This window comes from Paenibacillus sp. alder61 (assembly GCF_020179875.1).
Classification (GTDB): Bacteria; Bacillota; Bacilli; order Paenibacillales; family Paenibacillaceae; genus Fontibacillus; species Fontibacillus faecis.
This window is the reverse complement of record NZ_JAIUDG010000033.1, coordinates 12,913-38,979: the sequence shown is the minus strand read 5'-3', so window position 1 is coordinate 38,979 and position 26,067 is coordinate 12,913. Positions and strand designations below refer to the sequence as shown.

The window sequence follows — 26,067 nt, the reverse complement described above, 5'->3', positions numbered from 1 at the left end:
TGTGGGAAAAAGGATTGGAGGCGAAAATCTTATGGCAGACATGGGCACGGAACATTCGGCAGTTTACCATAAAGGAGTGCCAAAGAAGAGATTCAGAAGCCGGCTTGGAAAAACGTGGAATCATATGAAACGCGACAGGCAACTGCTTCTGCTGTTTCTACCTTGCATCCTATTCTACGTCATCTTTCGTTACGGGCCGCTATATGGACTGATTATTGCCTTCAAAGACTACAGCGTGTTTACAGGAGTGCTTGGCAGCGAATGGGTGGGATTTGAGCATTTCATCAAGTTTTTTACGAACCAAGACTTCTGGATGCTGTTCCGGAACACGCTGCTCCTTGGGTTGTATACGCTCATTTTTGGCTTTCCTTTTCCAATCATGCTTGCCCTTCTGCTGAACGAAGTCAGAAACAAATGGTTTAAAAAGTCCGTTCAAACCTTCAGTTATTTGCCGGCATTTTTGTCCGTGGTCATTATCAGCAGCATGATTATCGATTTCCTTTCTCCGAACCATGGTATTTTGAATCAAGTACTGGCTGCGTTCGGTTTCGAGAAAAAGTATTTTCTCGTTGATCCGGGTTGGTTCCGTCCGATTTATGTTATTTCGGAAATATGGGCGAACGCAGGATACGAATCGATCATTTATCTGGCGGCGATTGCGGGAATCAGTCCCACGCTCTATGAAGCCGCCAAGGTGGACGGCGCCAGCCGTTTCCATATGATCCGCCATATCACGCTTCCCGGATTGTTTCCCACGATGCTCATCATGTTTATATTGAAAACCGGCTCCTTGATTCGCGTCGGTTACGAGAAAGTACTGCTGCTCTACAATCCGATGACCTATAATGTTGCCGATGTATTTTCAACTTATGTGTACCGTAAAGGACTGCTTGAATCGAATTACAGTTATGCGGCCGCAGTAGGGCTGTTCGAGGCGCTCGTGGCCATGGTGATGCTGCTGTCCGCCAATGCGATCAGCAAACGGCTGGGAGGAAACGGCTTATGGTAGGAGAACGCAAAATATCTGTTTTTGGTGTTTTTAACACGCTGATACTCTGTCTTGTTGCTGTAGCGACACTCTATCCCATTGTGTACATTACGGCCGTTTCTTTGAGCGATACAGCAGCAGTCGTTCAAGGTAGAGTGTTTCTTTTCCCGAAAGGTCTGAACCTTGAAGCTTATGCCGAGGTGCTTAAAAATGACACGATTCCAAGAGCCTATCTGAATTCTGTTTTTTATACGGCATTCGGCACGTTTGTGAATTTACTTATCACGGCTGTTGCCGCGTATCCCTTGTCCCAAAAAGGATTTTTCGGACGCAAGTTTTTTATGCTGGCCATCGTTCTAACCATGTTCCTGAATCCCGGCATTATACCCACTTATGTAGTCGTGCAGCAGCTGGGGTTAACGGATTCGGTTTGGGCACTCGTACTTCCCAATGCCATCTGGACCATGGAACTGATTATTCTAAAAAGCTTTTACGAAAACATGTCTTCCCAGATACGTGAAGCGGCCCTGATCGACGGAGCTTCCGAATACCGGATTCTGTTCAACATTGTCATTCCCTTATCCAAGCCTGCGCTTGCTTCCATCGGACTTTTTTATTTCATGGGTCATTGGAACAGCTTCTTCCTGCCGTTGATTTACTTGAACGATCCGGATAAATATCCTTTGCAGGTCGTGCTGCGGGATATGCTCATCTACAGCGCGGAAAACGACGCGGGACTTGTCGACCGTTCGGCTCTTGCCCCTCAGTCCATCAAAAATGCGACCATCGTGCTTTCCATGATCCCTGTTCTGCTCATCTATCCGTTTGCCCAGAAGTATTTTGCCAAAGGTGTGATGCTCGGTTCGGAAAAAGGCTAAACAGACATAAGGAGGAGCTCTATCTAATGAAAATCGTTGCTGCGAAGGAAGGAAAAGTTACGATACTGCAAGCGGATATCCCCGAACTGAACAAACGACATGTCCAAGTGAGAACCGAATATTCGGCGATTAGTCCCGGTACGGAGATGAGTGCGATTAAGAGATCAGGCGTATCTCCCGTATATCTTGGCTATAGCGCTGTTGGGATTGTGGAAAAAACGGGAAGTGAAGTCAGGGATATTCTTCCGGGAGACCGAGTGGCTTGTTACGGTGTGCCCTACGTAAGACACGCAGAGGTGATTTCGGTACCGACCAATCTGGTAACCAAAGTGCCTCATCATGTCAAACCTGAGGAGGCCGCATTTACAGGGCTCGGGGCCATTGCCATACATGCCCTGCGTACAGCCAACGTGAGGTTCGGTGACAAGGTGCTTGTCGTTGGACTGGGTATTCTCGGAAATCTTGTGGCCCAAATTGCCGCTGCTGCTGCATGCCACACTGCTGCATATGATCTGAGCGAAGCTCGGGTTCAGCTGCTTCAGGAGCAGATGGGCATTCAAGCGAGCTTTTCAAGTGAAGAGGAAGTGGATCGTTTTGTGGTGAACGAAACGGGCGGATACGGATTCGATTCCATTCTCTTATGTGCCGGCGGACCTGGAGAAATGCTGATCAACAAGTCGCTTGAATGGCTTCGTGACCGGGGAAAAGTCGTGATCGTCGGTGATTTGTCCATGAAGTTTTCAAGAGATTTGATGTTTCGCAAAGAAGCCCAGGTCCTGATCTCGAGAGCGGGCGGGCCGGGAAGGTACGATATGCAGTACGAGAAGAACAATCAGGATTATCCCATCGGTTTCGTGCGTTGGACGGAAGGAAGAAATATGGATGAGTACGTCAGGTTGCTTGCTGATCAGCGAATTACGGTAAGTCCTGCTATCACGCATATGTTTGCGTTGGACGAAGCGTTTGAAGCCTATGGAAATTATCAATCCGACTCGGCTCGAGGGGCCCTGGCCACGTTGATCAAGTATTTATAATGACATCAAGAAGGGGAGATAAGTGATGAAAAAGCCTTTTTTCAACCTGATCACCATGTTCATGAGTTGTTTACTTGTATTTGCGATGTTTCCCGTGCAGCCTGCTCCTGCCCAAACGGAGGAATCCAAACTTTCTCAAAAAAACTTCAGCGAACCCGAAGAATTGCTTGTTCCCAACAACTACACGGTAGCTGTCTTTAACGGAACCGTAGGCTACGAGGATGGAAAACCCGTGATGTATGCCACAAGCAAAGGAAAGCCCGGCTTCCTGAATGTGATCGACCTCGAAGAGTACAAACTGCTTCGGACCGTTTCTCTTGCGCCGTCGGAAAGCTCCTGGGCGCATACCGTTGCGCCGAACGGTACGCTTTATGTGGCGGCCGAAGGATCGGGCGCACGGTTATGGGAGTATTCGCCCGTCACTCATGAGGCCGTTCAAGTGGCCCAATTTGAGGGACAGTCGGTCTCCAATAGCATCACGACGGATGAACAGGGGAGAGTGTACGTTGGGACTTATCCGGGCGGCAAAGTTTGGCAGTATGACCCTGCTACCAAGCAAGTGAGGGATTACGGCCGCGTTATTGGCGCGCTTGATCAGGAGTATGTCCGCTCCATTGCTTACCAGGGAGGATATATTTATGCCGGTACGGCCCATGAACAGATCGTGCGTGTGGATTTGGCTACAGGTGAAAAAACGAATATCGCCGCTTCGCTTACCGTAAAAAACGATACAGTATACGATTTGAGTACGATCGATAACCGTTATTTGTTCGCCCGTTATACGGATGGAAGTGGGATACCGGGTGAGGGTTATATCTACGATACAACTACAGGATCATGGCTTGATGTGGAGCTCCAGCAGGTAACCGGCCTTCACGCGACCGATTCGGTCGATGGAAAGCTGTATTATATGTCAGAGAAAAAACTGAAAACCTTTGACCTGGCGACACATCAGGTAGCGGAAACCGGCATGACTTATGAGAGTGGATTTAGAGGCGCGGATTGGGTAGAGTTCAAAAACAACCCCGAGCTTCCGGGAAAAACACTCGTTACGGTCCGATATGACGGCGGGGTAGCCATGCTAAATATCGATACCAAAAAAGTAATTGTAAAGCCGCCGATTATTCCGGGTTTGCCGGGAGTCGTCAATCGGCTTCAAAGCGTATCAGAGACACAGCTGATAACAACGGGTTCTCAAGCAAGGTCTTCCTTGGTTGACTTAGAGACCATGACGGCAAAACCTTTTAGTATCGGTCAAGCGGATAGTGTATACCCGATGGGAAACAAAGTCTATATGGGAGTCTACCCGGAAGGTGGCTTGTACGTTTATGATCTGAATCAAGAACCGGGGAGCACGAATCCGCAGCGCCTCGCTGTACTCGGGAACGATCAGGAACGGCTTGTGCATATGACTGAAGGGGACGGTAAGCTGTTTATTTCGACCATCTCCGGATACGGAACGTTGGGAGGATCGCTGACGGTCCATGATACAGCAACAGGCGAAACCAAAGTGCATCGCAACGTGGTTCAGAATCAGAGTGTGCTTAGCACCGCTTACGTAGACGGAAAGATTTTTGGATCAACGACCATTAGGGGAGGACTGGGCTCCACGCCAAGCGAGCAGGAAGCCAAAATTTTTGTGTGGGATGTTCAGAAAGAGCAAAAAATAACGGAGTTTACGCTGGATATTCCCGAACTTATCGATCCTCTTTTCATTGGAGACCTGTCTCTCGGGCCGGATGGACTCATCTGGGGAGCATCCTATGAATATATTTTTGCGATCGATCCGAACACGTACAAACTTGTAAAATATAAAAAAATATATCCGAAGCTTTATTACACCCAGTGGCACCATCATCCGATGCGTTGGTCGGAAGACGGACTTTTGTATGTTCTGTTTAACAACAAGCTGACGGTCATCGATCCGGAAACGCTGGATTTCAGAACAATAACGGATGCATCGAGATTTGATCTCGGGATGGATGGGGATCTTTATTTCACCGATCTCGCCACGAATACTGTTCTGTATAGAATCAAAATTGATGGAGAGATTGTACCCGAACCGCCGGGACTTCCTTTGCCAGTAAACAATGCCGGACTGGAGCAGCCGGAAGAGAGCGGAAAGCTGCCGGGCTGGACTTCGATGTTTGCGACTAGCGGGGATGCTTATTTTGAGCGAAGCGGCAACAAGAGTTATACGGGGGATTACAGCCTGAAAACAACGGATCTTATACGTACCGCCTCCGTCGCGGTGCAAAGCGATCCAATCGCATTATCGCCTGGGGGAGAGTATACCGCGAGCACTCAAATTTATATTGAATCAGGCCAGCCTGGGTTCATGTTCCGATTTTATAATGCGGAAGGGCAAAGTTTGTCCACGCTGGAAACGCATCTGGATGAATCTCGACTTCGCCAATGGCAAAAAGTAACCCTGCGCGGTACGGCACCGGAAGGAACGGCTTATGCCAGACTGATCGCAGTAACCAGCCGCTATAATATCTCAATAGCGTACTACGACGATTTTTCCGTAACGGCTAAGGATCATATGGCACCCTTGACTGAGGTTACCTTTAATCCGCAGGCAAATGAGCAGGGGTGGCATCATGAAGATGTTTCCATAACGTTGAACTCGGAAGGAGCAGCCTCCCTCTTCTACGAAACCGCAGGGGCCGAAAGAATGGATCAGCGTGAGACCCCAGGCAGTACCACAGAGTTTACAGTCAGCGCAGAAGGCGTAACGTCAGTAACGTATTGGGCAGAATCGGCTTATGGCGTGTCCGGGGTGCCCTCTACTATCGAGGTCAAGATCGACAAAACGGCCCCTACAATTGAATTTTTAGGAAAACCCGTCTATGAAGTCGATGATGTCATCCGGATCGAATGCTCCGCTCAGGATGCATTATCTGGTATAGCCAAAAGTGATTGCGATGCTGTGCTTGCAGATCGCCCCGCCTATTTGACGGGTATCGGGGAGCATCTGGTCGATGCATCCGTGTATGATATCGCCGGGAACGTTGCAAAGTCCTCTTTTTCCTATGAAGTGATCCTTACCTATAAAGGCATGGCAGGACTTATTGACAAGTTCCTATCTAACGATCCTGAGCTGGCAGAGAGACTGAAGGAACAATTATTCAAAGTACAAAGAGCCGATGAATCGGGCAATGAGGGGGAGAAAAAAGGCGCATTAAACGGATTTATCCATCAAGTGCAGGCCAAGAGTGGTAAGGGATTAGCTCAAGAACATGCCGAGCTGTTGACCCAGTTGGGGTCCCAAATTTAACTCGATTTGAATGAAAAGCCATTCTCGTCAGGATTCATGGTCAATTGGGCTCCCACGGGATGCAAAAGGGAGCCAGCGCGCCTAATATTTCTTTCTCCGGCAGCCGTCGAAATTGAAGCAGATAACCCTATTGCGCGGCTTATAGTACACTTTACTTGGACCGATTGCAAAATGCAGTCGGTCTTTTCCAGATGCGATGAATTTAATTGTTGATCACATCAATTATCTATCAAAGCCCACTAAAGAGTGATTTGCCAGTGAGAATATTAATTGAGCCAATTCGAGGCTTGAAACACTAAACCCGTCTTTAATCCATTCTTGAATGATGGCTAAGCTTCCATTGACTAAATAGGCGTAAGTATATTGTTTCAACTTATCCGGTACGTTGAGCTGAAGATAACTGTCGATATTTTTCAGAACTCCATTAATTAACCGTTGGGGGAACAACATCGTATCATTTGATTTCAATAACATCACTTTAAATAGAGCATCATTTTTCTTGATGTAATCCAGAAATGACATGATATATCGAATACCGTCGTTATTGCTAGGTTCGATTTTTTTTAAGTATTCACTTGTATTGTGTATAATTTCTTGCTCTAACTTTTCAAGCAATTCAAATGAGCTCGCATAATGCAGATAAAATGTAGAGCGATTAATTCCGGCCGTACTGCATATCTCCTTGACACTTATTTGACCTATGCTCTTATCCTTAAGCAAGCTAATCAAGGCCTGGTTTAGGAGTAACTTGGTTAACCGTTCCCGTTGATTCACCCTTACTTTCCTCCACTCATAAAAAAAGTTTTGGTTAAATAGACACATTATTGGTATTTGTCTAACACAAAACATAACAAAAACAACTGTTGGTTGTAAAATAGACACTGTGTCAGTATTCTAAAGGTAGACATAGTATTTGTCAATAACCTTAAAATGCAGGGAGATACGGTGATGAAAAAGCGCGTCATGATAACAGGAGCCGCAGGCAATATGGGGATGGAAACAGTAAAGCTCATGAAGAATGAATTAACGAAATGCGAGCTACTGCTCTTTGACTTAGATAATGAACACAGCCGGAACCAGCTTAAAGAATATGAATCCATGGCCGGTGTGAAAGTTGTTTATGGTGATCTGCTTAACTCCAGTCTGGTTTACGATTGTGTGAAGGAATCCGACATCATCTTGCATATCGCTGCTTTTGTTTCCCCTGCGGCTGATGAATTTCCTGAAAGGGCAATGAAGGTTAACTACGGATCTACCAGAAATCTTGTGGACAGTATCAAAAAAAGCGGCCGTGCAGATGAAATACGCTTCGTATTTATCGGTACAATTGCCGAAACCGGTGACCGTATGCCGCCTATTCATTGGGGGCGTGTAGGCGATCCTATCAAGCCGAGTGTATACGACTATTACGCCGTATCCAAAATTGCCGCAGAGCGTATGGTCATCGAATCAGAGCTGAAGAATTGGGTGAGCCTGCGTCAAACCGGGATTATGGGGCCAAAAATGAGCAAAATTGAAGACCCCATTATGTTTCACAACTGTCTGGAGAATGTGCTTGAATACGTATCCGATCGGGATTCCGGACGGTTGATGCGAAACCTGTGCATTAAGGATATAGATGGAACACTGGATGTAGATTTCTGGCAGCATATTTATAATATCGGAGGAGGTGAGAGCTGCCGCGTCAGCACGCTGGATATGTACAAAGTCATGTATGGCAAACTTGGCTTCACGAATCTGGACCACGCTATTGATCCGAAATGGTATGCAACTCGCAATTTCCATGGACAATATTATACCGATTCGGATAAGCTGGAGAGTTATCTGGAGTTCCGGAGCGATTCCATGGAATATTTCTATCAAAGTTATCTTGATAACCTGGTGCCGCTGGTGCCGCTGGCCAAGGTCATCACAAAGGTGCCTGGCGGGCAGAAATTAATGGGAACGATTATCAAAAACAAGACAAAGAAAGAGGCTGTAAAGGAACGCGGAACCATTCGCTTTATAGAAGACAATGATGCCGAAAAAATTGACGCTTATTGGGGCAGCAAAGCCAACTATGAAGCGATACCAGACAAGCTGTCAGACATGAAGAAATTCACTGATTGGAACAAGGTGATTAATCTGGATCATGGCTATGATGAGAGTAAGCCTGCATCAGAGCTGAACCTTGAAGATATAAAGGGAGCCGCCAAGTTCCGTGGCGGCGAATGTTTATCAACCAGCATGGTTACCGGGAACTGGGCTGGCAAGCTTACTTTTAAATGCGCCTTCGGCCATACATTTCATGCTAGTCCAAAGCTGGTCTTGGAAGGTGGCCATTTCTGCCCAGAGTGTGAGCGTAAGAGCTGGAATTACAAAGAAAGGGCTAAACGTGAACCGTTTTTTGCCCAGGTGTGGTATCCTCTTCACGGTAAGGAAGACGGTCGGGAATATAAAAAAGTAGTATCTGAGCTGGACGTCTAATTTTATCTCTACACGTGAGCTGGTGTCTGACATCAACTGAGATTTCCATATGGGGGAGTTTCACTATTACGCTCCCGCTGGAACAGTAAACTCACAAAAGGAGCCTTCCCCCTGGGTCAGGCTCCTTTTCGCAGATTCTCTTGGAAGATGGTATCCTCAGAGCCAAACATGATGCAGTAGAGAAAGTCTACCGAACTTACCCGTACTTTTATTCTTAAGCTTTAATATGACTTAAAAACATCTTTTTCAGAATAAGCGCACTGCTCCGAAGAATGCCGGATATCCGGTTGGAAGTCGAAGAAGAGCAGCTAGAATGGAGACCTGGCATGATTATTAGAGGAGTCAAGGCGTTCCCTGTATCATTCTAATTGTAATAACTGGATAACTGAACATATCTCAAAAAAACGTGGTAACGCGGTTTTTTGTTTGTATAAATTCTCAAAGATAAGAAAAAAGGAGAATGATGAACAATAACTAAAAAACGATTTTATTAACATGAGCCTTGGTTATATCATACAGTTTCATGTCATTAACCTAAAAAGGTGTATAGACACGACATGCTTTGGTAAGCAGAGAAATGACTCCAATGATTTATAGGAGCTAAAATACAATAAAGTTTCCTTCCGCGGGTAGCCGTTGTCAAAGGAATGGCGGCCAGAAGAGATCCAACCGCATAGAGAGTGACCAATTGTCCGGCAAGAGCTTTTGTCACCCCAAGATCCTGTGCAATCTGCGGCAGTAATCCAGCAGGCAGGCCTTCCGTAAGAATGCAGATGAATCCCGCCATGGCTAAGACCAGCAGCCCGACCCACGGAAGGCGTTGGAAAGACGGCACTTTTGCTCCGCCTTTTCTTATAAGAGCAGTGTTTGAGTTCACGAAAAAATCTCCTTTATTTATTTTTTGCCGCTTAAAAAGCTTTGGCTTTCGTATAAGCATATATAAATAGAACATTTTTTACATGGATGATTAAAGGAGGATGAAGCGAACTAAGAGGAAAATTCTTTTATTTTTATAGAAATTCCATGATTTTAAAGGCAAAAAGGCAGCATCGTCAGATGCCGCCGAATTGACTTCGAATAATATGATGAACATAATATTTAATAGATGTAGTAAGCAGTATGGTCGGTATAGTTGCTTTGGCGCGTGCAGTCAATGATCCGAAGACTCAGTGATGATTTATTACTGGCAGGCAAAAACCAAGCAAAGCAAATCATAGAGGCTTCTATAGGCTAAAGCTAAATCTATGCATTGAGAATAGGGGGATTGATCTGATGATAATCAGAGAAGCGAGTATGAAGGACTATCCACAATTGAGACAAGTTTATCTAGATTCCCGTCGTGAAAGTTTTCATTGGGCCAATGCTGATGAGATGACGCTTGATGATTTTGACCAGGATACATTGGAAGAACAAATTCTTCTGGCAGAGGAGAATGCCCAAGTTCTCGGATTCGCCTCATTGTATGTACCTGACCGCTTTATTCATAATTTGTTTGTACACCCGACTGCTGTCGGCAAAGGTGTTGGCGATTTGCTACTCAAACGCGCTGTGGCCGAATTGGGAACGCCAGTCACATTAAAATGTGTCTCCGAGAATCATAAAGCGCTCAGCTTCTATAAGAAGCGGGGCTGGAAAGCCGTTGTGGAGGAAGGAGAGCCTGGGGCGAGATATTGGGTTTTGGTCTATGAATGAATCATGATAAACAGACGATCAGCGAGGCTAGAGCTAACTTTTCGAATACTGACTCAGAAGATTGCAATGCTCGTCATGAGCAAACCAGATGATGAGTATATCATTAAGCTAACGGGCGGGATAGTAGTTTAATTATAACAAATCTCTCAACGCAAAAGAAGCATCCAGACCTGACGTCTTAAAATGCTTCTTTTGCATCCCGATTTATGCGGAAAGTTTCTTTCTTCTTACGAAACGTCTGTCTGCTAAATAAAGAACGAACAGAGACACCATGCCGACACCGATTGGAATGCCGAATGCTTCATATGAAAAAGGAGCTCCTTCAAGTTTAAAGTGGCTCGTGGCACGGTACTCGAGCCGCTTGGCGGCAAATTTGGCCGTCCGGACATCTTCCTGCCTTGCCAGATCTTCAAACGCTGGTTCCATCGCGAATCGCTCGGGCGAATCGGTGTGCAGGTAAAGCTGTTCAGCCTCTCCACCGTTTTCGTTCCAGTTTCGTATATCGCCCGCAGCGACCGTCTCCACATCCGGGCCTACGAAAATCATTCTGTCGAGTTTCGGAGCATCCGCAATTTGATATCGGGCGACGAGATTCAGACCATGCCGGGTCACGACCGGATCGCGTTTACTTGATACTGTTATTGTTGTCGTCGTTCCGGAAGCTCCATAAGTGTCAAAAGCAGAGGATAACATGAGTTCGTCGGCACCGTCATACAGTAGGACCCCGTCTTTCTTCTTGTTCCATTGGAACGCGTTGTTCAGAATATAGACGACATCGCTCAATCCGGCAGTGAATGGCTCCATTTGCGGATGCTGAACAAAATGGTAGGAAGGGTAATTCATTTCCTTTGCCACTTTCTCAGCAGTCGGCTCGCCCATTTGCCGGGAGATGACGTACAGGGTTGCATCGATCCCCGAAGTAAGGCCGGCAGACGAGACCAAATTGCCGTCAGCCACGTAACGCTGGTCTCTCTTCCAAGTAACCTCGGTATATTTCTTTTCCAACCTGCCGATATCTCCCCAGTGTGTTGCTGCAGATTTTCCATCCAGCAGGCCGGTATCGGCCAAATTCTCGGCACCATTGCAGATGGACAGTAATATCATTTCCTTGCCCGAGTGCTGTCTTATCCAATCGCGGACAGGCTTGTATTTCGCTTCATCCAAAATCGGCATGAAAGGGATGACGATAATATCCGGACCTTTATTCGTCAATTGATCTAATTCATCAAAAGTATAATGGGGCACGATATCAAGACCGCCTGTCAACGATTTGACGTTTTTGTCGGGTGCAACCGCAAACACATTGTATGAGCCTGTCATAGAGAACATTTCGTAAGGTACGAGAAAATCGAACACCTCGGTCACTTCATTCGCCAATATAACGGCTACTGTCGGCTTATTCGAATCATAGGCAGGAGCTTGGACGCTTTGTAAAGAAGCAGGAACCGGCTTATCGTAGACCGACATAGACTCCTGCATCGTACGCATGTAACCGACCGCTCCGGTTCCTCCTACTACGAGAATCGTAACGCATGCATATACAATGAAACGCCATACTTTTTTCATTTCCTCTCTCCTTTAATCAGTAAGTAAATATTTGTTATTAACTTTCCTAATTAAAGGGTACTAAGAAAAGAAAAATTGAAAAACCATCCGAAGACGGTTATCTTCCCCGACTTAGGTCCAGGCAGAGTTTATACCCGGATAACGCATGTCGTTACATTATCATAATAGCTGACCGGACCTTTTCTGAATATGACTCAAAAGGGCTATTCGACAACGCTGCCGAAGCATGATGTTAGACCGAAAAAATAAAGTTGTAAATAAGTATTGGTATTAAATTAAACATAATAAACCGGGCATGCTGTTGGATGATAAATTATATATAGAGGAGGATGCATATGGAACGTGTAATCCTGATGATGAATGTGAGAGATAACCAGGGAGGGTAATCAGTCGTATGGCAAAGATTGCTTTTGCGTTGAACCAGTCTCTGGAGGGGTTCGTCGACCATATGGCATTTCAGCCCGCCCCCGTGCTATTCAGTCATTTCATCGAAGACGTGCGCGGTCTGACGGGTTTTACTTTCCGCTTTGAAGCCAATAGTGTGATCGTAAAGTGAATAACTTTGTAAGAAGAGGAGGGATCGCGTGAAAAAGATTCTTGTCATTGATGATGAAGCAGCCCTCAGAGATTTAATTGAGCTTGTGCTCAAAAGGGAAAATTTTCTGGTGCGGACAGCGGAAGACGGAGGTACGGGACTCAAGGAGCTGGACTCCTTCAAACCGAACCTGGTTTTACTGGATTTAATGCTGCCGGACTACTCGGGGTATGACTTATGTAAAGAGATCACCAATAAACAAGCTATTCCTGTCATTATGTTATCGGCGAAGAATGAGATTATAGATAAAGTGTTAGGACTAGAGCTCGGGGCGGAAGATTATCTGACTAAACCTTTTGATAACCGGGAGCTTATTGCAAGAATTAAAGTGGTCCTTAGGAGATATGAAAACAACGATCCGAATACATTAGGGGAAGACAAACCGATGTATTATGGGGAATTGGCATTTGATCTGGACAGAAAAGTGGTGCTGAAGAACGGGGCGCCGGTTTCCCTGACCGCTAAAGAATTTAAAATTCTGGAGACGCTGCTTAAAAGGCCGGGAAAAGTCTTTACAAGGGATGAACTTCTGGAGCTCGTTTGGGGCTTTGATTATTTGGGGGACAGCCGCAGCGTGGATATGACCATCATGCGGTTAAGAAAGAAGCTGGAGGACGACACGGAAAACCCCAAATATGTGAAAACCGTCTACGGCTTCGGCTACCAGCTTGGAGGTGGCTCCAACTGAAATATGCAACTCGGCTGCTGTTGAATTATTTATTTTTCTCCGTGTTATCCTTTGCCATTATTATTATTTCCGTGAACAAAGCTATCGACTACTTTAGTTTTGTGACTATAGAGAAGAAAATGATGAAGCAGGCCGACTTGTATGAGCTGTCCTTTAGAGAAACCCTCGCCATGCAGGATAGAACGGCGGCCGAGGAACCGGCTGAAGAGGTGGCGAGAATCGCTTTGGAAAGGCTGAAATCTGCAGGCCAGGAAGTGCGGATCTACGACAGCAGTGAGAAGCTATTGGGATGGGCCGTCGATGGCATTGTCATCAATGATGGAACTCCTCTAGTTTTTCAGGGAAACATTCAAAATGCCATCAAAGGGAATTATGCGTACACCATCACCGATGCCAAATTGCTCTACTTTACAGTGCCTATTCAAGATAAATATTATCAAAACAGCTTTGTATTCGAATTTGTGGAGGACCTTTCGTATTTCTACGTGATGATGGATCAAATCCGGTATATCTTGCTTGCCGGGGCAGTAGGATTTCTATTTCTGATTACATTAGCAAGCTTATTTATCGCCCGTAATACAACAAAACCGATCAAATATCTGCTTGGGGCCACGGAGAAATTCTCCAAACAGCAGTTTCAGCAGGTAAATTTGAACAGAAAAGATGAGCTCGGGATGCTTGCCGCCGGACTAAACCGGATGGGCATTCAATTAAATGAGTATATCCAGCACCAGAAGCAGTTTGTTTCGAATGTTTCTCATGAACTGAAAACACCGCTTGCGGCCATCCGAGGATTTTCCCAATATTTATATGAGGAAGAGAATGAGGACAAGGAATTACAAAAGATCTATGCTCATCTTGTAAATGAATCGGACAGGCTGACCCTTCTTATCAATGAGTTGCTGCTGTTATCCCGGTTTGACAAGGCAGGTTCGGATGAAATGGGTAAGGAAAAGACGGATTTAACCGTGTTAACCGAACGTGTGGCCGCAGAAATGAGAGCAAAAGCGGAAGACCAAGACATTCTGCTTGACTTCAAGCCGGGGAAACCGGTCTTCGCCTGCGTCAATCCAACCCTGATGTCGCATGCTGCCGCTAATATTGTAGATAACGCCTTAAAGTATTCCCAAGGCGGCACACAGGTTAGAATCGAGACGTTTATCAGGCAGGAGACGGCGGTCATCCAAATAAGGGACGAAGGCGTCGGGATCCGTGAAGATGAAATTGCCCGGGTGCAGGAAAGATTTTATCGGGCGGAAAATGCTCACGTGGCCAAAGGTTCAGGATTGGGACTCTCCATGTGCAAAGAAATCGTTGAGAAATTTGACGGTAAATTGGAGATTGAGAGCGAAGTCGGCGTCGGGACCACCGTATCCATCCTTCTTCCTTTAGCATGAAGTTACAAGAATGATACAAGATTGTGATCAGACTAATCATTTGTTTTCATATGATGACTTCATAAGATTAAGAAATCAGTTTGGGAGGGGACCCGTATGAAAGCATTAAGCAAACCAGCAGCCCTAATGATGTCCATTGTCCTTCTTGGGACTTTATTGGCGGGATGTCAGGGAACCAGGGAGAGTACGCCGGAGGCTCCCGTACCTTCATCAGGCAGGAACCCGGGAGGCGGCAGCGCCGATTCCGGCGTAATCAAGGAAGGAACGATTCCCAAGGACGGGAATGTAATTTTAAAAGAGCTGGCTTTCGTCTACAAGGACAATACCATTGCCCTTTCCGATATCGTTGACGATGCAAAGCTTGAAAGCATGCTGGGAAAAGCGGATGAGAAAAAATCCCACACCTATACGGCAGACGATAAGACCAATATGGACCAACTGATTGGCCGTACACAAAATGTATACACCTTTCCAGGGCTTGAAATCGAAACCTTCAATACAGGAGAAGGTACTGATTTCTATATAACCTCGATTGAAATTACAGCCCCTGAATATCCCACGGTCCGAAATATTAAAGTCGGCGACAGTTTAGAGCAGCTTAAAAAAGCATATCCCGAAGGGAATCTAATGGGCAATGGAGCGACCAGCGCGGAGGATGAATACCGGTATACGCCGGCCAACTATGTGGATGTAATGACGTTCCATATCAAAGATGCAAAGATTGACCGTATCCGCATAAACACGCTTTTGGACTGAGTAATTCAATTCAAAGAAGTAGACAGATTTTCATTTTAAAGTAAACAAACCATCATTCAAGAAATACAATGATGGTTTGTTTTTGACTAATTAAATTATAATGTGAGAAGGGGGTGGGGGGAATTGTCAAAAGACAAGAATATGTAGTCATTAGAATCCGCGTAAATCGCGGTTTTTTTTATTTATAGATATATTCCTGTCCAAATCGAAGGACAAGAATATATATCCTTTACCGAAATGGACAAGAACAAACATCTTTAACCGGTCAAGCGGCCCCGCCCCGCAGCACGTGAGAGTTGGACCGGTGCGCCCCCGTGCGCGTTAGGGACAGTTCAGGGCCGTTCAATGCCCGCAAAGATGCGCAGGACTTCGGCCGCATGGGCGGTGGGGTCGAATGGTGGGTTGCCAATCCCAAGTGTGATAGGTTCCGTGGTCACGGAGTTCCAAAGCCGATCGTGCTTGCCTGCGGCAAAGTCGAGGAGGGCGTCGCGGACGAAGGTGTCCCGGATCGCTTGCTCGTCGCTATGTCGGGGGCGTTGCTGGCCGACGATGCCGTACATCTCCGTGCCGTGTACGGCTGGCGCACCCTCGACAGGGCCAACGGAGAGCAGGTGGGCGTTGCCGCCTGCAGCGGCGTGGGCGAGTGCCGCATGGGTGGCGGGTAGGGTATAGATGTAGTCGGTCAAGAGCGCCCCGCGTACTTCGACCGGAGTACGTCCGTTGACGTCGTAGGCGGCGACGATTCCCCGAGCACGGCTTCGAGGGATCCGCGACTTCGTTACCAGCTCGTCAACAAGGTTGTCGATGCTGCCCGGGTCGAATTGCTCGGTCGCGTTGATAACCCACCAGTCTGCCAGAGTCGCCACCGAATCGAGCGATGTTCTCCTGCACCCATCTGAGCGCGGTGATGATGTCCTGCAGGCCGAGGTTAGTGGCGTCCGCGAACACGCCACCGTATTGGGAGAGCGAGAGCCAACCGAAGGGGCCGAGCCGGTAGTTCAGGGACACCCCAATGGCGCGGCCGGTCGCGGCGAGACTTGAGGCGTTCGAGGTGGTCTGGGTGTTCGCGTTGGCATTGCCAGCTACCTATTTTTGATTGATTTTATATTTCCTGAAAGACGTATATCCACCTGAATACAGTGAACCCGCCTGAAATCCCAGGGATTTTGCAAAAAGCAGCGGATCGCATACCTTTTGTTGTTCCATTAATTTCAACATAATTTGGGCACATGCCCGGGCATCATCGAGCGCGTTATGGTGATTTGGACGAATTCCGAAATGGTTGGAGATCATGTTTAATTTATGGGAGGATAGCTCATGGATGGCCATATTCATTCGATTAAAGGGCTGTTGTGGATCAATTAGCCATTCATATTCCCCAGTTACAATCCCATCCCTAACTTGAACTAAACCCAGAGAGCACGCACTCGATCGGTTTAAGTTTGCGGTTTCAAAATCAATTGCTGTAAAATTCAAAAGTTCATTCTCCTTTATCTTCCTAATACCTTAAAAGTAAGATAAAACCCGCCTATTAAAATGCTTTTCCTTTTAAGGGATAAACCTTATCGGAAGAAATGAATATCATTTCCTCCGAAAAAAACTTTTTAAAATACTTTTCCACTCTAAGATGAATATCCATTTGATACCATCCGGACAACTCGTTCTCTTTAAACAAAAATGGCATGCCTAAGCGCTCGGAACGTTTCCCCCTTGTTCCATCTCCAATGTTAAGTGTGTCGATGTAGATGCGATCAACGATGGACTCCAGTGTTTTAGGAAAATCGGGTGTGAATGGAAGTACAGGCGAAATGGAAGCTTGGGTAGCGATTCCTACGTTATTCACTTCTTTTAATGCCTTCAAGCGTAACTTAATACCTGGAGCATGGGGAGCGAACAATCGTTTCATATCTTCCCGATCCGTTTCTATAGTCATAGAGACAAGGACCTCGCATTTTTGATTTAGTTCAAGTAATAAATTAAGATCCCTTACGACAAGAGGACTTCGTGTTTGGATCTGAAGGAAATCTGGAGGGTATTTGACCATTTCCTCTAAAATAGAGCGTGTTAGCTCTGTCTTCCGTTCCAGTGGTTGATAGGGATCTGTTGCAGTAGACATAAAAAGATGAATGGACTTATTTCTCCGGCGGAGATTGACCATCTCATTCCGATATTTGTCGGCCGCATTTGTTTTGATGCTTACCCATTCTCCCCATGGAGTATCACTGTACCTTTGAATAGGCATTTCTCTAACGTAGCAATACCTGCATCCAAAAGCACAACCACTATAAGGATTTAATGAATGTGTGAAACCAACACTTGAATCTCCTTGCATTTCAGTTAAGATTTTTTTTGCTGTTATGCTATTAACCTGCATGTTATCCTTCCTTATTTTGGGCACTGATCTCGCATTAGGATTTTATGTTACTTCTAACCACTACTTGTTTTGTTTCGTTCCAATATTATGGTATGATCATTTTAGGTCATTTGTCAGCTTTGATGAAGGCGAAAACGGGAAATTTAATGATATTTTACGGACATTTCGATTCATCAAATACTCTTAAAGGAGGTTCGTGTAATCATTCATTCATTCAATCAGGAAAATAATATAAGACCTCTTAAATATAAACCCGTCCTTTCTTACCCATACGATCTGGAGATTTTCAGTGTATCTTCTCTCAAAGAGCGAACACCAGAGGAACGTATGAAAATTACTTATCGTTATGAATTTTATATGCTCATTTGTGTCACGGAAGGAAGGTGTACTCAATGGGTCGATTTTGAACTCATCCCTTGTAAGGAAGGAACACTGATAGTAGTAACACCAGGACAAGTCCATAATTTTGGACACGATGAAAACTGGGACGGGTGGGTCATTCTATTCCGTAAAGAATTCCTTCTTCCTGCTTCACTTTCGTTGAGTGAACTGAATTTAACGTTTGATATTGGAAGAGCGCCTAATAGTTTGACTTTGAATAATACAGAGCTGCATCGGGCAATCACTTTAATCGAGCAAATGGTTCAAGATTCTTTAATTCAAGTAGCCAAAGAGGATGTTCATATGTTGTTACGCTATCAGCTTTATGCATTCGTAGCTTGGCTCAACATTATCCATAAACAAAAAAATATCCCTACTACTTCTCAGGTCTCACCAAAGTTTTTAAAATTTCAAGAATTAGTGGAGAAAAATTATGCCAAGTTAAATCATGTTAGTGACTATGCCGCCCTTTTAAATTGCACAGAAAAAACATTAACAAGGGTTACGGTCGCAGCTGTTGGAATAAGTGCTAAAGCTTTCATATCCGCTCGAATTTGTCTCGAAGCTAAACGTTTATTAATGCATACAGATTACTTGATTAGCGACATTGCGGAAATGCTTAACTTTCAAGAAACTACTCACTTTAGTAAATTTTTTAAACGTGAAACTGGCTATACGCCTGTCGAATTCCGAAAGCAGAACCTTTAAAGGGAGTGATACTGTGATACAAGGAACATTATTTGATAATGAACATGATCGACCTTTGGCTAGCCGTGTGCGTCCTCAATCGTTGGAAGACTTTATAGGCCAAAAACATTTACTTGGGCCTGGAAAAGTTCTGCATGATATGATCAAAAATGATCAAGTGTCATCTATGATATTTTGGGGTCCTCCAGGGGTTGGCAAAACAACACTAGCTAAAATCATTGCCAATCAAACCAAGTCTAAATTTATTGATTTTAGTGCTGTAACCAGCGGTATTAAAGATATCCGGAATGTAATGAAGGAAGCTGAGGGAAACAGGCAATTAGGGGAGAAAACCCTTCTATTCATCGATGAAATTCATCGCTTTAATAAGGCACAACAGGATGCTTTTCTTCCGTATGTGGAAAAAGGGAGCATTATTCTCATCGGTGCGACAACCGAAAATCCATCGTTTGAAGTCAACTCAGCCTTGTTATCTCGCAGCAAAGTTTTTGTCCTCCACCAACTAAGCAGTGAAGATATTGTTGAATTATTAAAAAAAGCGATTTTGAATCCTAAAGGATTTGGAGATCAAAAGATAGATTTAGAAGAGGGTGTACTTTCTGCGATCGCAGAATATTCAAATGGAGATGCCAGGGTGGCATTAAACACCTTAGAAATGGCTGTGCTTAACGGAGAGAAACAAGGGGAATCTATTGAAATCAGCAAAGAAGGGCTGCTAAAAATTATTCATCGAAAATCACTTTTGTATGATAAAGATGGGGAAGAACACTATAATATCATTTCCGCACTGCATAAATCGATGCGAAATAGCGATGTAAATGCATCTATTTATTGGTTGTCTCGAATGTTGGAATCTGGTGAAGATCCTTTATTTATTGCCCGTAGGCTCGTTAGGTTTGCGAGTGAGGACGTGGGTCTGGCGGACAATAGGGCTTTGGAAATCGCTGTTTCGGTGTTTCAAGCATGTCAATTCATTGGAATGCCAGAGTGCGATGTGCATCTAACACAAGCCGTTATCTATCTGACCCTGGCTCCGAAATCGAATTCCGCTTACTTGGCTTACCGCTATGCGAAAAAAGATGCTCTACATTCCATGAGCGAACCTGTTCCCTTGCAACTTCGGAACGCTCCAACGAAGCTTATGAAAGAGCTGAACTATGGTAAAGGGTATCAGTACGCCCATGACACAGAAGAAAAGCTAACAACGATGCAGACTATGCCAGATTCCCTGATCGGACGCGAATATTACCATCCGACAACACAGGGATCTGAATCTAAAATTAAACAAAGGATGGAAGAAATTGCAGCATGGCACAAGAAAAACACCAATCATGAATAGGCTTTACAGATAGGAGAATACCAAAATGAAATTAGAAGATATCGTGGAATACTGTTTATCTTATCCAGCCTCATATGAGGATCATCCCTTTGGAGAAGGTTGGACAGCCATACGCCACAAAGGAAACGAGAAGATTTTTGCGTTGATATTTGAAAAAGATGGTCATCTTTGCGTTAACTTGAAGTGTGATCCCGATCGATCCGATTTCCTTCGAAACGCATTCGAAGAAGTTAAACCCGGATATCATATGAGTAAAGAACATTGGAATACAATTATCTTAGATGGAAACCTTCCGGAGGATGATCTTCACGATATGGTAAAACATAGTTTTGACCTGACGAAACCCAAACGTAAAGTGAAGAAATAATACCGCAACGTGTCCTGCTCAGATAAAGGCACTTGGTAAGTAAGCAACGGGTGCTATTCTTGCATCGTTTAAATCGGAACTTGAACATGAAAGTCGCTATTTTAGCGGCTTTTTTGTTTTATCGGTACAAACCCGTGCAACCTGATTTATGGGTAGCTTCTATCCTAATGTTAACTAAGGTTTCCTTCATGAAACTAAGTCACTTCATTGAAATTGACATACCCAAAAGTGCGTACTTTGACAGAAGTATTTTGTGAAGAGCGCTTTCTTAGGAGCGGTCAAGGGATAAGGATCATACTAAGAATGTCATGATTATCGATTAAGGATCCGCTGACCGCATCACATTGACACGTTGTACGGTTGGGAGTACAATATAACTACTATACAAGTAGGAATAATTGGATATGAGTGCTGCATACGGAGTTGACCAGAAATACTGGAGACTGAAGGGGTTCCCTAGGGGACCATGCCTTCGGTCTCCTTTTAATTTGTATAGGGAAAAAGGAGATGAAACTTAATGACAGATCAGCAGAACCGTTCAAAAAAATGGAGATTCGATACGTTGCAAGTGCACGCCGGGCAAGAGGCGGATCCGGTGACGGGCGCAAGAGCGGTACCGATTTACCAAAGCTCTTCCTTTGTATTCAAGAATACGGAGCACGCTCGTGCTGTGCTGAATTTTGAAGAGCCGGGGAACACCTATACCCGAATCAGCAATCCGACGAATGAGGTACTGGAGCAGCGAATAGCTGCCTTGGAGGGTGGCTCTGGCGCGCTCGCTGTGGCCTCGGGCTCGACGGCCGTCACGTATTCCATATTTAATATTGCAGGGACCGGCGATGAGATTGTAGCCGCGAACACCCTTTATGGCGGAACCTACAACTTGCTTGCCGTCACGCTCCCCAAGCTTGGTATCCGGACGACGTTTGTCAGCCCAGATGATCCCGAGAATTTCCGGCGCGCCATCAACGAGCATACGAAAGCCCTTTTCATTGAATCGATTGGAAATCCGGGGCTCAACGTACCGGACCTCAGGCGCATTGCGGATATAGCCCATGAACATGGAATCCCGTTAATCGTAGACAACACCTTCGGAACGCCGTATCTGATCAGACCGATTGAGCATGGCGCCGATATCGTTGTCCATTCGGCGACCAAATATATCGGGGGCCATGGCACCACCATCGGCGGCCTGATTGTGGACGGCGGCAGGTTTGATTGGGAGAGCGGCAAATTCCCGGGGCTTACGGAGCCTGATCCAAGCTATAACGGTATCCGGTACCTGGAAAAATTCGGCGAGACCGCTTATATTACGAAGCTGCGCGTTCAATTTTTGCGTGACATCGGGGCAGCCATCAGCCCGTTCAACTCCTTCTTGCTGCTGCAAGGACTCGAGACGCTGTCGCTGCGGCTGGAGAAACATTTGTCCAATACGACTCGCATCGTGCAGTATCTGAACGAGCATCCCGAAGTGGCCTGGGTCAATTACCCGGGACTTGCCTCAAGCCCTTACTATGAACTGGGTCAAACCTACTTCCCGAAAGGCGCAGGTTCTATCTTTACCTTCGGTTTAAAAGGCGGGTTTGAGGCAGCCAATCGATTTATTGACAGCCTGGAGCTGTTCTCCCATCTGGCCAATGTCGCGGATGCCAAGTCGTTGGTCATTCACCCTGCCAGTACGACCCATGCCCAGCTGTCGCCGGAGCAGCAGCTCTCCGGCGGCATAACGCCGGATCTGATCCGGTTGTCCGTCGGCATCGAGGATCCGCTGGATCTTATTGACGATTTGGAGCAGGCCTTGCAGAAGGCCGGAAGTTTAGCCGGGAAACCGGCAGGAACGCTGCAATCATAAGAAGCGGATCGAGCCAGTCCATAAGCAGACCGGCTTCTTTTTCACGAAGATGAAATTGGACCGTTAGAGGGGCCGGTGTAGTCCGGCTATTCTAATGGAGTAATAAAGAAGCGCCCCCCGTTTCACTGCGGGTGGGCGCTTTAGCGTGCTGGGCGATGAATCCTCCAACGATCGAGGCATGGAGGTTATCTGTCGGTCCCATCGTCCTATCAATCAACTCTAGTGCTTAAGGCGTGGCAGCCTGCGCCTCAGACGCTGAACGGAAGCGGTTGGGAGGGATCGTCAGACCGAAATGCTCCCGCAACGTGGTTCCGGTATATTCCCGCCGGAACAGTCCCCGTTCCTGGAGGAGCGGGACAACCCCGTCCACAAAATCCTCGAGCCCATCGGGAAGGCCGGGAGCCATGAGCATGAAGCCATCCGCGGCGCCTTCCTTGAACCAATGTTCCAGGGTATTCGCGATTTTCTCCGGCGTACCGACCAAGTGGTCCCCGCTGAAGGAGCCGATGATGAGCGAATAGACTTCGCGCAGCGTAGGATTCTCCCTTGCGATGACGGGCTGATGTTTGGGATAGTCCGGATTCCTCGCCTGCAGGATGTCCAGGCCGGCTTCCTTTGCTGTGGTTTCAGGCGTGAAGCCGGTAAAATCGACATCCTTAAAATAATCCTCCAGAAAACCCAGAATCGTCTCATCCGTAAGCAGCTCCTCGAACTGCTTGCGCTTGCGCAGCGCATCGTCCTCTGTCGCGCCGATGACCGGCGAGATCCCGAGGATAATGGATACGTCGTCCGGATTTCTGCCGGAAGCCGCAATCTTCTGTTTGAAGGCTTGATAGTATTCCCGCGCATCTTCGAAATTGTATTTAATTGCAAAAATCACTTCGCCCACGTTTGCGGCAAACTGCTGACCGGCAGCGGAATTGCCGGCTTGGACCAGAACCGGCTGCCCCTGTGGGGAGCGTGCGATGTTAAGCGGCCCCTCCACGGAGAAGAATTCGCCCCGATGTTGAAGGCGATGAAGCTTATCCGGCTCGAAGAAGCGTCCGGAAGACTTGTCGAAGACAAAGGCATCATCCTCCCATGAATCCCAGAGGCCGCGAACGACATCAACGAACTCGGCAGCTCTAAGGTAGCGATGCTCCAGCTCATAATGCTCGGCAGCGCCGAAGTTCCGTGCCGTATTGCCGGATAAGTCCCGGGTCGTGACGATGTTCCAGCCTACCCGCCCCTTGCTGATATGGTCAGCGGACATCAGCTGGCGCGCCAGGTTGAAGGGCTCCACGTAAGAGGTGGAAGCCGTGGCGACCAGCCCGATGCGGGAGGTCGCACCCGCCAGGGCGGAGATTAGTGTGATAGGCTCGAACCGGTTCAGGATGTTAGGATGGGACTCTTCGTTAATGGCCAGACTGTCGGCCAGAAACACCATGTCGAATTTGCCACGTTCCGCAGTTTGGGCAAGCGTTCGGTAATAATCGATGTCGATGCTTGCCCCGGGCATAGCATCGTCGCGCCGCCAAGAAGAGGCGTGCATGCCGGTGCCTACAAGGTAAGCCGATAATTTGATTTCTTTCTTCCGGGTCACGGTCTTCACTCCTTATGGATGAATAAAAAAAGACACTTTCCTCCAAAGGATCGGGGAAAAGTGTCTCCAGTTGACTGGTAGACTTATTATAGCATTATCAGGATCGGAATAATGGACTATATAAGCTTAACTGAATGTTAATAAGCAATGCCGCCGTTGTCAACCCGTAACTTGCTCATTATATGAATCGCTGACTTGAGGAAATACGCCAGCGAAAATAGGTTATTGACGAGACGTACAAACTGCGTTACGATATCACACAAAACCAATTGTAATTGTCGGAATAACGTCATTTACCAGTCAACTGGAGATGTCTGTTGCTAATCGGAAGATTAGCGCGGCATCTCTTTTTTTATCCTTATTTTCAGTCGGAAAGGTGAAATATCGATGTTTATTCAAGATTCAATCCGAACGGAACGGGGCATTCCCGTTCCGATGCGGGACGGCGTCCGGCTGTATGCGGATGTTTACCGGCCCAATGATGACAAGTCTTATCCTGTGCTGCTGCTGCGAACTCCGTACAACAGGGAGGATGCGCAGACGATGAATTACGCGCATCCGAGCTGGTATGCCCGGCACGGGTATGTAGTGGTCGTGCAGGATGCCAGAGGCCGATGGTCCTCGGAGGGAGCGTTTCATCCATACCTACATGAGGCGGAGGACGGCTATGACACTATTGAGTGGGCAGCCTCGCTTCCGTACGCCATACCGAAGGTCGGCATGTACGGATTCTCGTACGCGGGTGCCATGCAGTGGCTGGCGGCCACCAGCAGGCCGCCTCATCTGGCCTGCATCGCACCTGCTATGATCGGCTCCGACTCCTATCAGGGCAAAGCCTACCGAAACGGTGCCCTGAGCCTGGCCTTGCAGCAATCGTGGATGTTGTTCGCCGCCCAGGACACCGCGCTTCGCCGCGGACGCGGGGACTGGGCAGCCGAGCTGTCGGCGTTATACGGGGACGTGTTTTCCTTTTACAAGCGATTGCCGCTGAACGATCCGCCCGAGTCGGTTAAGGAGCTCGCGCCTTACTATCTGGAATGGCTGAGGCATCCGTCCCGTGACGAGTATTGGCATGCTACTTCCTTGAAGGAAAAGTATGAATCGGTCGAGGTGCCTGCGCTTCATATCGGCGGGTGGTACGACATTTTTATTGACGGGACGATCGAGAACTTCACCGGGATCCGTAAGCGGGGGGCCACGGAGAACGCAAAGGCACATCAGTATTTGTACATAGAGCCGTGGTTTCACATGCCGTGGTCGAGATATGTCGGGGAGCTGGATTTCGGACCGGAAGCGGCCAACCGGGTAGATCAACTGCAGCTCCGGTGGTTTGACCGTTGGCTGAAAGGGAAGGAGCCGCTTCATGAACTGGCCCCGGTCACCTATTTTCGGATGGGAAGCAATACCTGGCACGAAGCGGAGCAGTGGCCTCCAGCCGAAGCTCAGGATACGGCTTATTATCTTCACAGCGCGTCGAGAGCGAACTCGATCCATGGTGACGGAACGCTGACCACGAGCGCGCCGGTTGAGGAGTATCCGGACACGTATGTGTACCATCCTTCGATCCCGGTGCCCGCACTCGGCGGCCGATCCGGCGCCGTGCCCGATTTGACGCCGATGGGTCCTCGCAATCAGATACCGAATGAAGTTCGAAATGATGTGCTGGTCTATTCGACGGAGCCTCTTCAGGAGGAGCTGGTTCTTAGCGGGGAGGTGACGGTTGAGCTGTATGCATCCACTTCGGCCGAGGATACGGATTTTGTCGCAAAGCTTGTCGATGCGTACCCGGACGGGCGTTCCTATAATATCGCGGAGGGCATCGTGAGAGCGAGCTACCGCCATGGTTTATCGGCTCCCGAGGCGGTTGTGCCGGGTGAAGTGCACCGATACGAAATATCGCTTGGGCCGACGGCAGCCGTGTTCCACCCAGGCCACCGCATCCGCCTCCATGTCACAAGCTCGCTGTTTCCGACCTTTGACCGTAATCCGAACCGGGTGATGAATCCGGGGGAAGCGACGGAGGCCGACTTTGTGACGGCGACTCAGATGATATACCATGATGAGCTGCGTCCATCGAAGCTTTGGCTGCCGATCATCCATGAATAAGACAGGGAGGTAAAGGAA

At 47.1% G+C, this 26,067-nt stretch carries 22 protein-coding genes and 1 pseudogene; 15 read left to right on the top strand and 8 right to left on the bottom strand.

Translation table 11 applies throughout. From position 1 onward, the window contains the following. Nucleotides 1-31: 31 nt before the first annotated feature. The 4 genes from LBW89_RS25580 to LBW89_RS25565 are packed head-to-tail and all read left to right on the top strand — an operon-like array spanning nt 32 to nt 6,180. A complete protein-coding gene (locus LBW89_RS25580) occupies nt 32-1,009 on the top strand; it encodes an ABC transporter permease (protein ID WP_412067029.1) in 978 nt (325 codons plus the stop codon). Continuing rightward, nucleotides 1,003-1,866, top strand: coding sequence for a carbohydrate ABC transporter permease (locus LBW89_RS25575; RefSeq protein WP_225040777.1), 864 nt, complete (start codon nt 1,003-1,005; stop codon nt 1,864-1,866). Before LBW89_RS25580 ends, LBW89_RS25575 begins: the two co-directional genes overlap by 7 nt. A gap of 26 nt (nt 1,867-1,892) precedes the next feature. After that, entirely contained in the window at nt 1,893-2,900 is a 1,008-nt protein-coding gene (locus tag LBW89_RS25570) for a zinc-dependent alcohol dehydrogenase (protein ID WP_225040776.1), read from the top strand. 25 nt (nt 2,901-2,925) lie between these two features. Continuing rightward, a complete protein-coding gene (locus tag LBW89_RS25565; protein WP_225040775.1) occupies nt 2,926-6,180 on the top strand; it encodes a PQQ-binding-like beta-propeller repeat protein in 3,255 nt (1,084 codons plus the stop codon). Nucleotides 6,181-6,402: 222 nt separating this feature from the next. On the opposite strand, the gene LBW89_RS27795 is transcribed toward LBW89_RS25565, so the two are convergent. After that, nucleotides 6,403-6,954: a TetR/AcrR family transcriptional regulator gene (locus tag LBW89_RS27795; protein WP_225040774.1), complete on the bottom strand. Its 552-nt coding sequence runs from the start codon at nt 6,952-6,954 to the stop codon at nt 6,403-6,405. 174 nt (nt 6,955-7,128) lie between these two features. Between LBW89_RS27795 and LBW89_RS25555 the strand changes: the two genes are divergently transcribed. Continuing rightward, nucleotides 7,129-8,646, top strand: coding sequence for an NAD-dependent epimerase/dehydratase family protein (locus LBW89_RS25555; protein WP_225040773.1), 1,518 nt, complete (start codon nt 7,129-7,131; stop codon nt 8,644-8,646). Nucleotides 8,647-9,264: 618 nt separating this feature from the next. On the opposite strand, the pseudogene LBW89_RS25550 reads toward LBW89_RS25555, so the two are convergent. Further along, nucleotides 9,265-9,523: pseudogene (locus tag LBW89_RS25550) on the bottom strand (MFS transporter); the annotation flags it as partial. Between the two features lie 395 nt (nt 9,524-9,918). On the opposite strand from LBW89_RS25550, the gene LBW89_RS25545 reads away from it, so the two are divergent. Then, complete coding sequence (locus LBW89_RS25545; protein ID WP_225040772.1) at nt 9,919-10,338, top strand: GNAT family N-acetyltransferase; 420 nt, start codon at nt 9,919-9,921, stop codon at nt 10,336-10,338. A 204-nt stretch (nt 10,339-10,542) separates the two neighbouring features. Here the strand turns inward: LBW89_RS25545 and LBW89_RS25540 are convergent, their stop codons facing one another. Then, a complete protein-coding gene (locus LBW89_RS25540; protein ID WP_225040771.1) occupies nt 10,543-11,904 on the bottom strand; it encodes a DJ-1/PfpI family protein in 1,362 nt (453 codons plus the stop codon). A gap of 394 nt (nt 11,905-12,298) precedes the next feature. Between LBW89_RS25540 and LBW89_RS25535 the strand changes: the two genes are divergently transcribed. From LBW89_RS25535 to LBW89_RS25520, 4 genes are all read left to right on the top strand, one after another. Continuing rightward, nucleotides 12,299-12,460: a hypothetical protein gene (locus tag LBW89_RS25535; protein ID WP_225040770.1), complete on the top strand. Its 162-nt coding sequence runs from the start codon at nt 12,299-12,301 to the stop codon at nt 12,458-12,460. Nucleotides 12,461-12,488: 28 nt separating this feature from the next. Next, the gene (locus LBW89_RS27790; protein WP_225040769.1) at nt 12,489-13,187 is read left to right on the top strand and encodes a response regulator transcription factor; all 699 of its coding nucleotides are present in this window, start codon (nt 12,489-12,491) and stop codon (nt 13,185-13,187) included. Nucleotides 13,188-13,306: 119 nt separating this feature from the next. Next, nucleotides 13,307-14,584, top strand: a complete 1,278-nt coding sequence (locus tag LBW89_RS25525) for a sensor histidine kinase (RefSeq protein ID WP_225040768.1) — start codon at nt 13,307-13,309, stop codon at nt 14,582-14,584. 96 nt (nt 14,585-14,680) lie between these two features. Further along, on the top strand, nt 14,681-15,340 hold the full coding sequence (locus LBW89_RS25520; protein WP_225040767.1) for a hypothetical protein: 660 nt from the start codon (nt 14,681-14,683) through the stop codon (nt 15,338-15,340). A 332-nt stretch (nt 15,341-15,672) separates the two neighbouring features. On the opposite strand, the gene LBW89_RS25515 is transcribed toward LBW89_RS25520, so the two are convergent. The 4 genes from LBW89_RS25515 to LBW89_RS25500 form a co-directional block, all read right to left on the bottom strand. Further along, on the bottom strand, nt 15,673-16,206 hold the full coding sequence (locus tag LBW89_RS25515; protein WP_225040796.1) for a hypothetical protein: 534 nt from the start codon (nt 16,204-16,206) through the stop codon (nt 15,673-15,675). Further along, nucleotides 16,130-16,348 carry a carboxylesterase family protein gene (locus LBW89_RS27980; protein WP_412067028.1) on the bottom strand — a complete coding sequence of 73 codons (219 nt, stop codon included), beginning with the start codon at nt 16,346-16,348 and terminating at the stop codon, nt 16,130-16,132. Before LBW89_RS27980 ends, LBW89_RS25515 begins: the two co-directional genes overlap by 77 nt. A 78-nt stretch (nt 16,349-16,426) precedes the next feature. Beyond that, nucleotides 16,427-16,816 carry a hypothetical protein gene (locus LBW89_RS25505; RefSeq protein WP_225040766.1) on the bottom strand — a complete coding sequence of 130 codons (390 nt, stop codon included), beginning with the start codon at nt 16,814-16,816 and terminating at the stop codon, nt 16,427-16,429. Between the two features lie 55 nt (nt 16,817-16,871). Next, a complete protein-coding gene (locus LBW89_RS25500) occupies nt 16,872-17,714 on the bottom strand; it encodes an SPL family radical SAM protein (protein ID WP_225040765.1) in 843 nt (280 codons plus the stop codon). Between the two features lie 327 nt (nt 17,715-18,041). On the opposite strand from LBW89_RS25500, the gene LBW89_RS25495 reads away from it, so the two are divergent. The 4 genes from LBW89_RS25495 to LBW89_RS25480 all read left to right on the top strand — a co-directional run bounded on the left by LBW89_RS25495 (nt 18,042) and on the right by LBW89_RS25480 (nt 22,361). Continuing rightward, nucleotides 18,042-18,803, top strand: coding sequence for an AraC family transcriptional regulator (locus LBW89_RS25495; RefSeq protein WP_225040764.1), 762 nt, complete (start codon nt 18,042-18,044; stop codon nt 18,801-18,803). Nucleotides 18,804-18,816: 13 nt separating this feature from the next. Next, a complete protein-coding gene (locus tag LBW89_RS25490) occupies nt 18,817-20,142 on the top strand; it encodes a replication-associated recombination protein A (protein ID WP_225040763.1) in 1,326 nt (441 codons plus the stop codon). Nucleotides 20,143-20,167: 25 nt separating this feature from the next. Then, nucleotides 20,168-20,509, top strand: a complete 342-nt coding sequence (locus LBW89_RS25485; RefSeq protein WP_225040762.1) for an MmcQ/YjbR family DNA-binding protein — start codon at nt 20,168-20,170, stop codon at nt 20,507-20,509. A 517-nt stretch (nt 20,510-21,026) separates the two neighbouring features. After that, entirely contained in the window at nt 21,027-22,361 is a 1,335-nt protein-coding gene (locus tag LBW89_RS25480; protein WP_225040761.1) for an O-acetylhomoserine aminocarboxypropyltransferase/cysteine synthase family protein, read from the top strand. 226 nt (nt 22,362-22,587) lie between these two features. Here the strand turns inward: LBW89_RS25480 and LBW89_RS25475 are convergent, their stop codons facing one another. Further along, nucleotides 22,588-23,943: an LLM class flavin-dependent oxidoreductase gene (locus tag LBW89_RS25475; protein ID WP_225040760.1), complete on the bottom strand. Its 1,356-nt coding sequence runs from the start codon at nt 23,941-23,943 to the stop codon at nt 22,588-22,590. 387 nt (nt 23,944-24,330) lie between these two features. Here LBW89_RS25475 and LBW89_RS25470 point away from each other — a divergent pair, with 387 nt between their 5' ends. Then, entirely contained in the window at nt 24,331-26,049 is a 1,719-nt protein-coding gene (locus LBW89_RS25470) for a CocE/NonD family hydrolase (RefSeq protein ID WP_225040759.1), read from the top strand. The last annotated feature ends 18 nt before the right edge of the window (nt 26,050-26,067 follow it).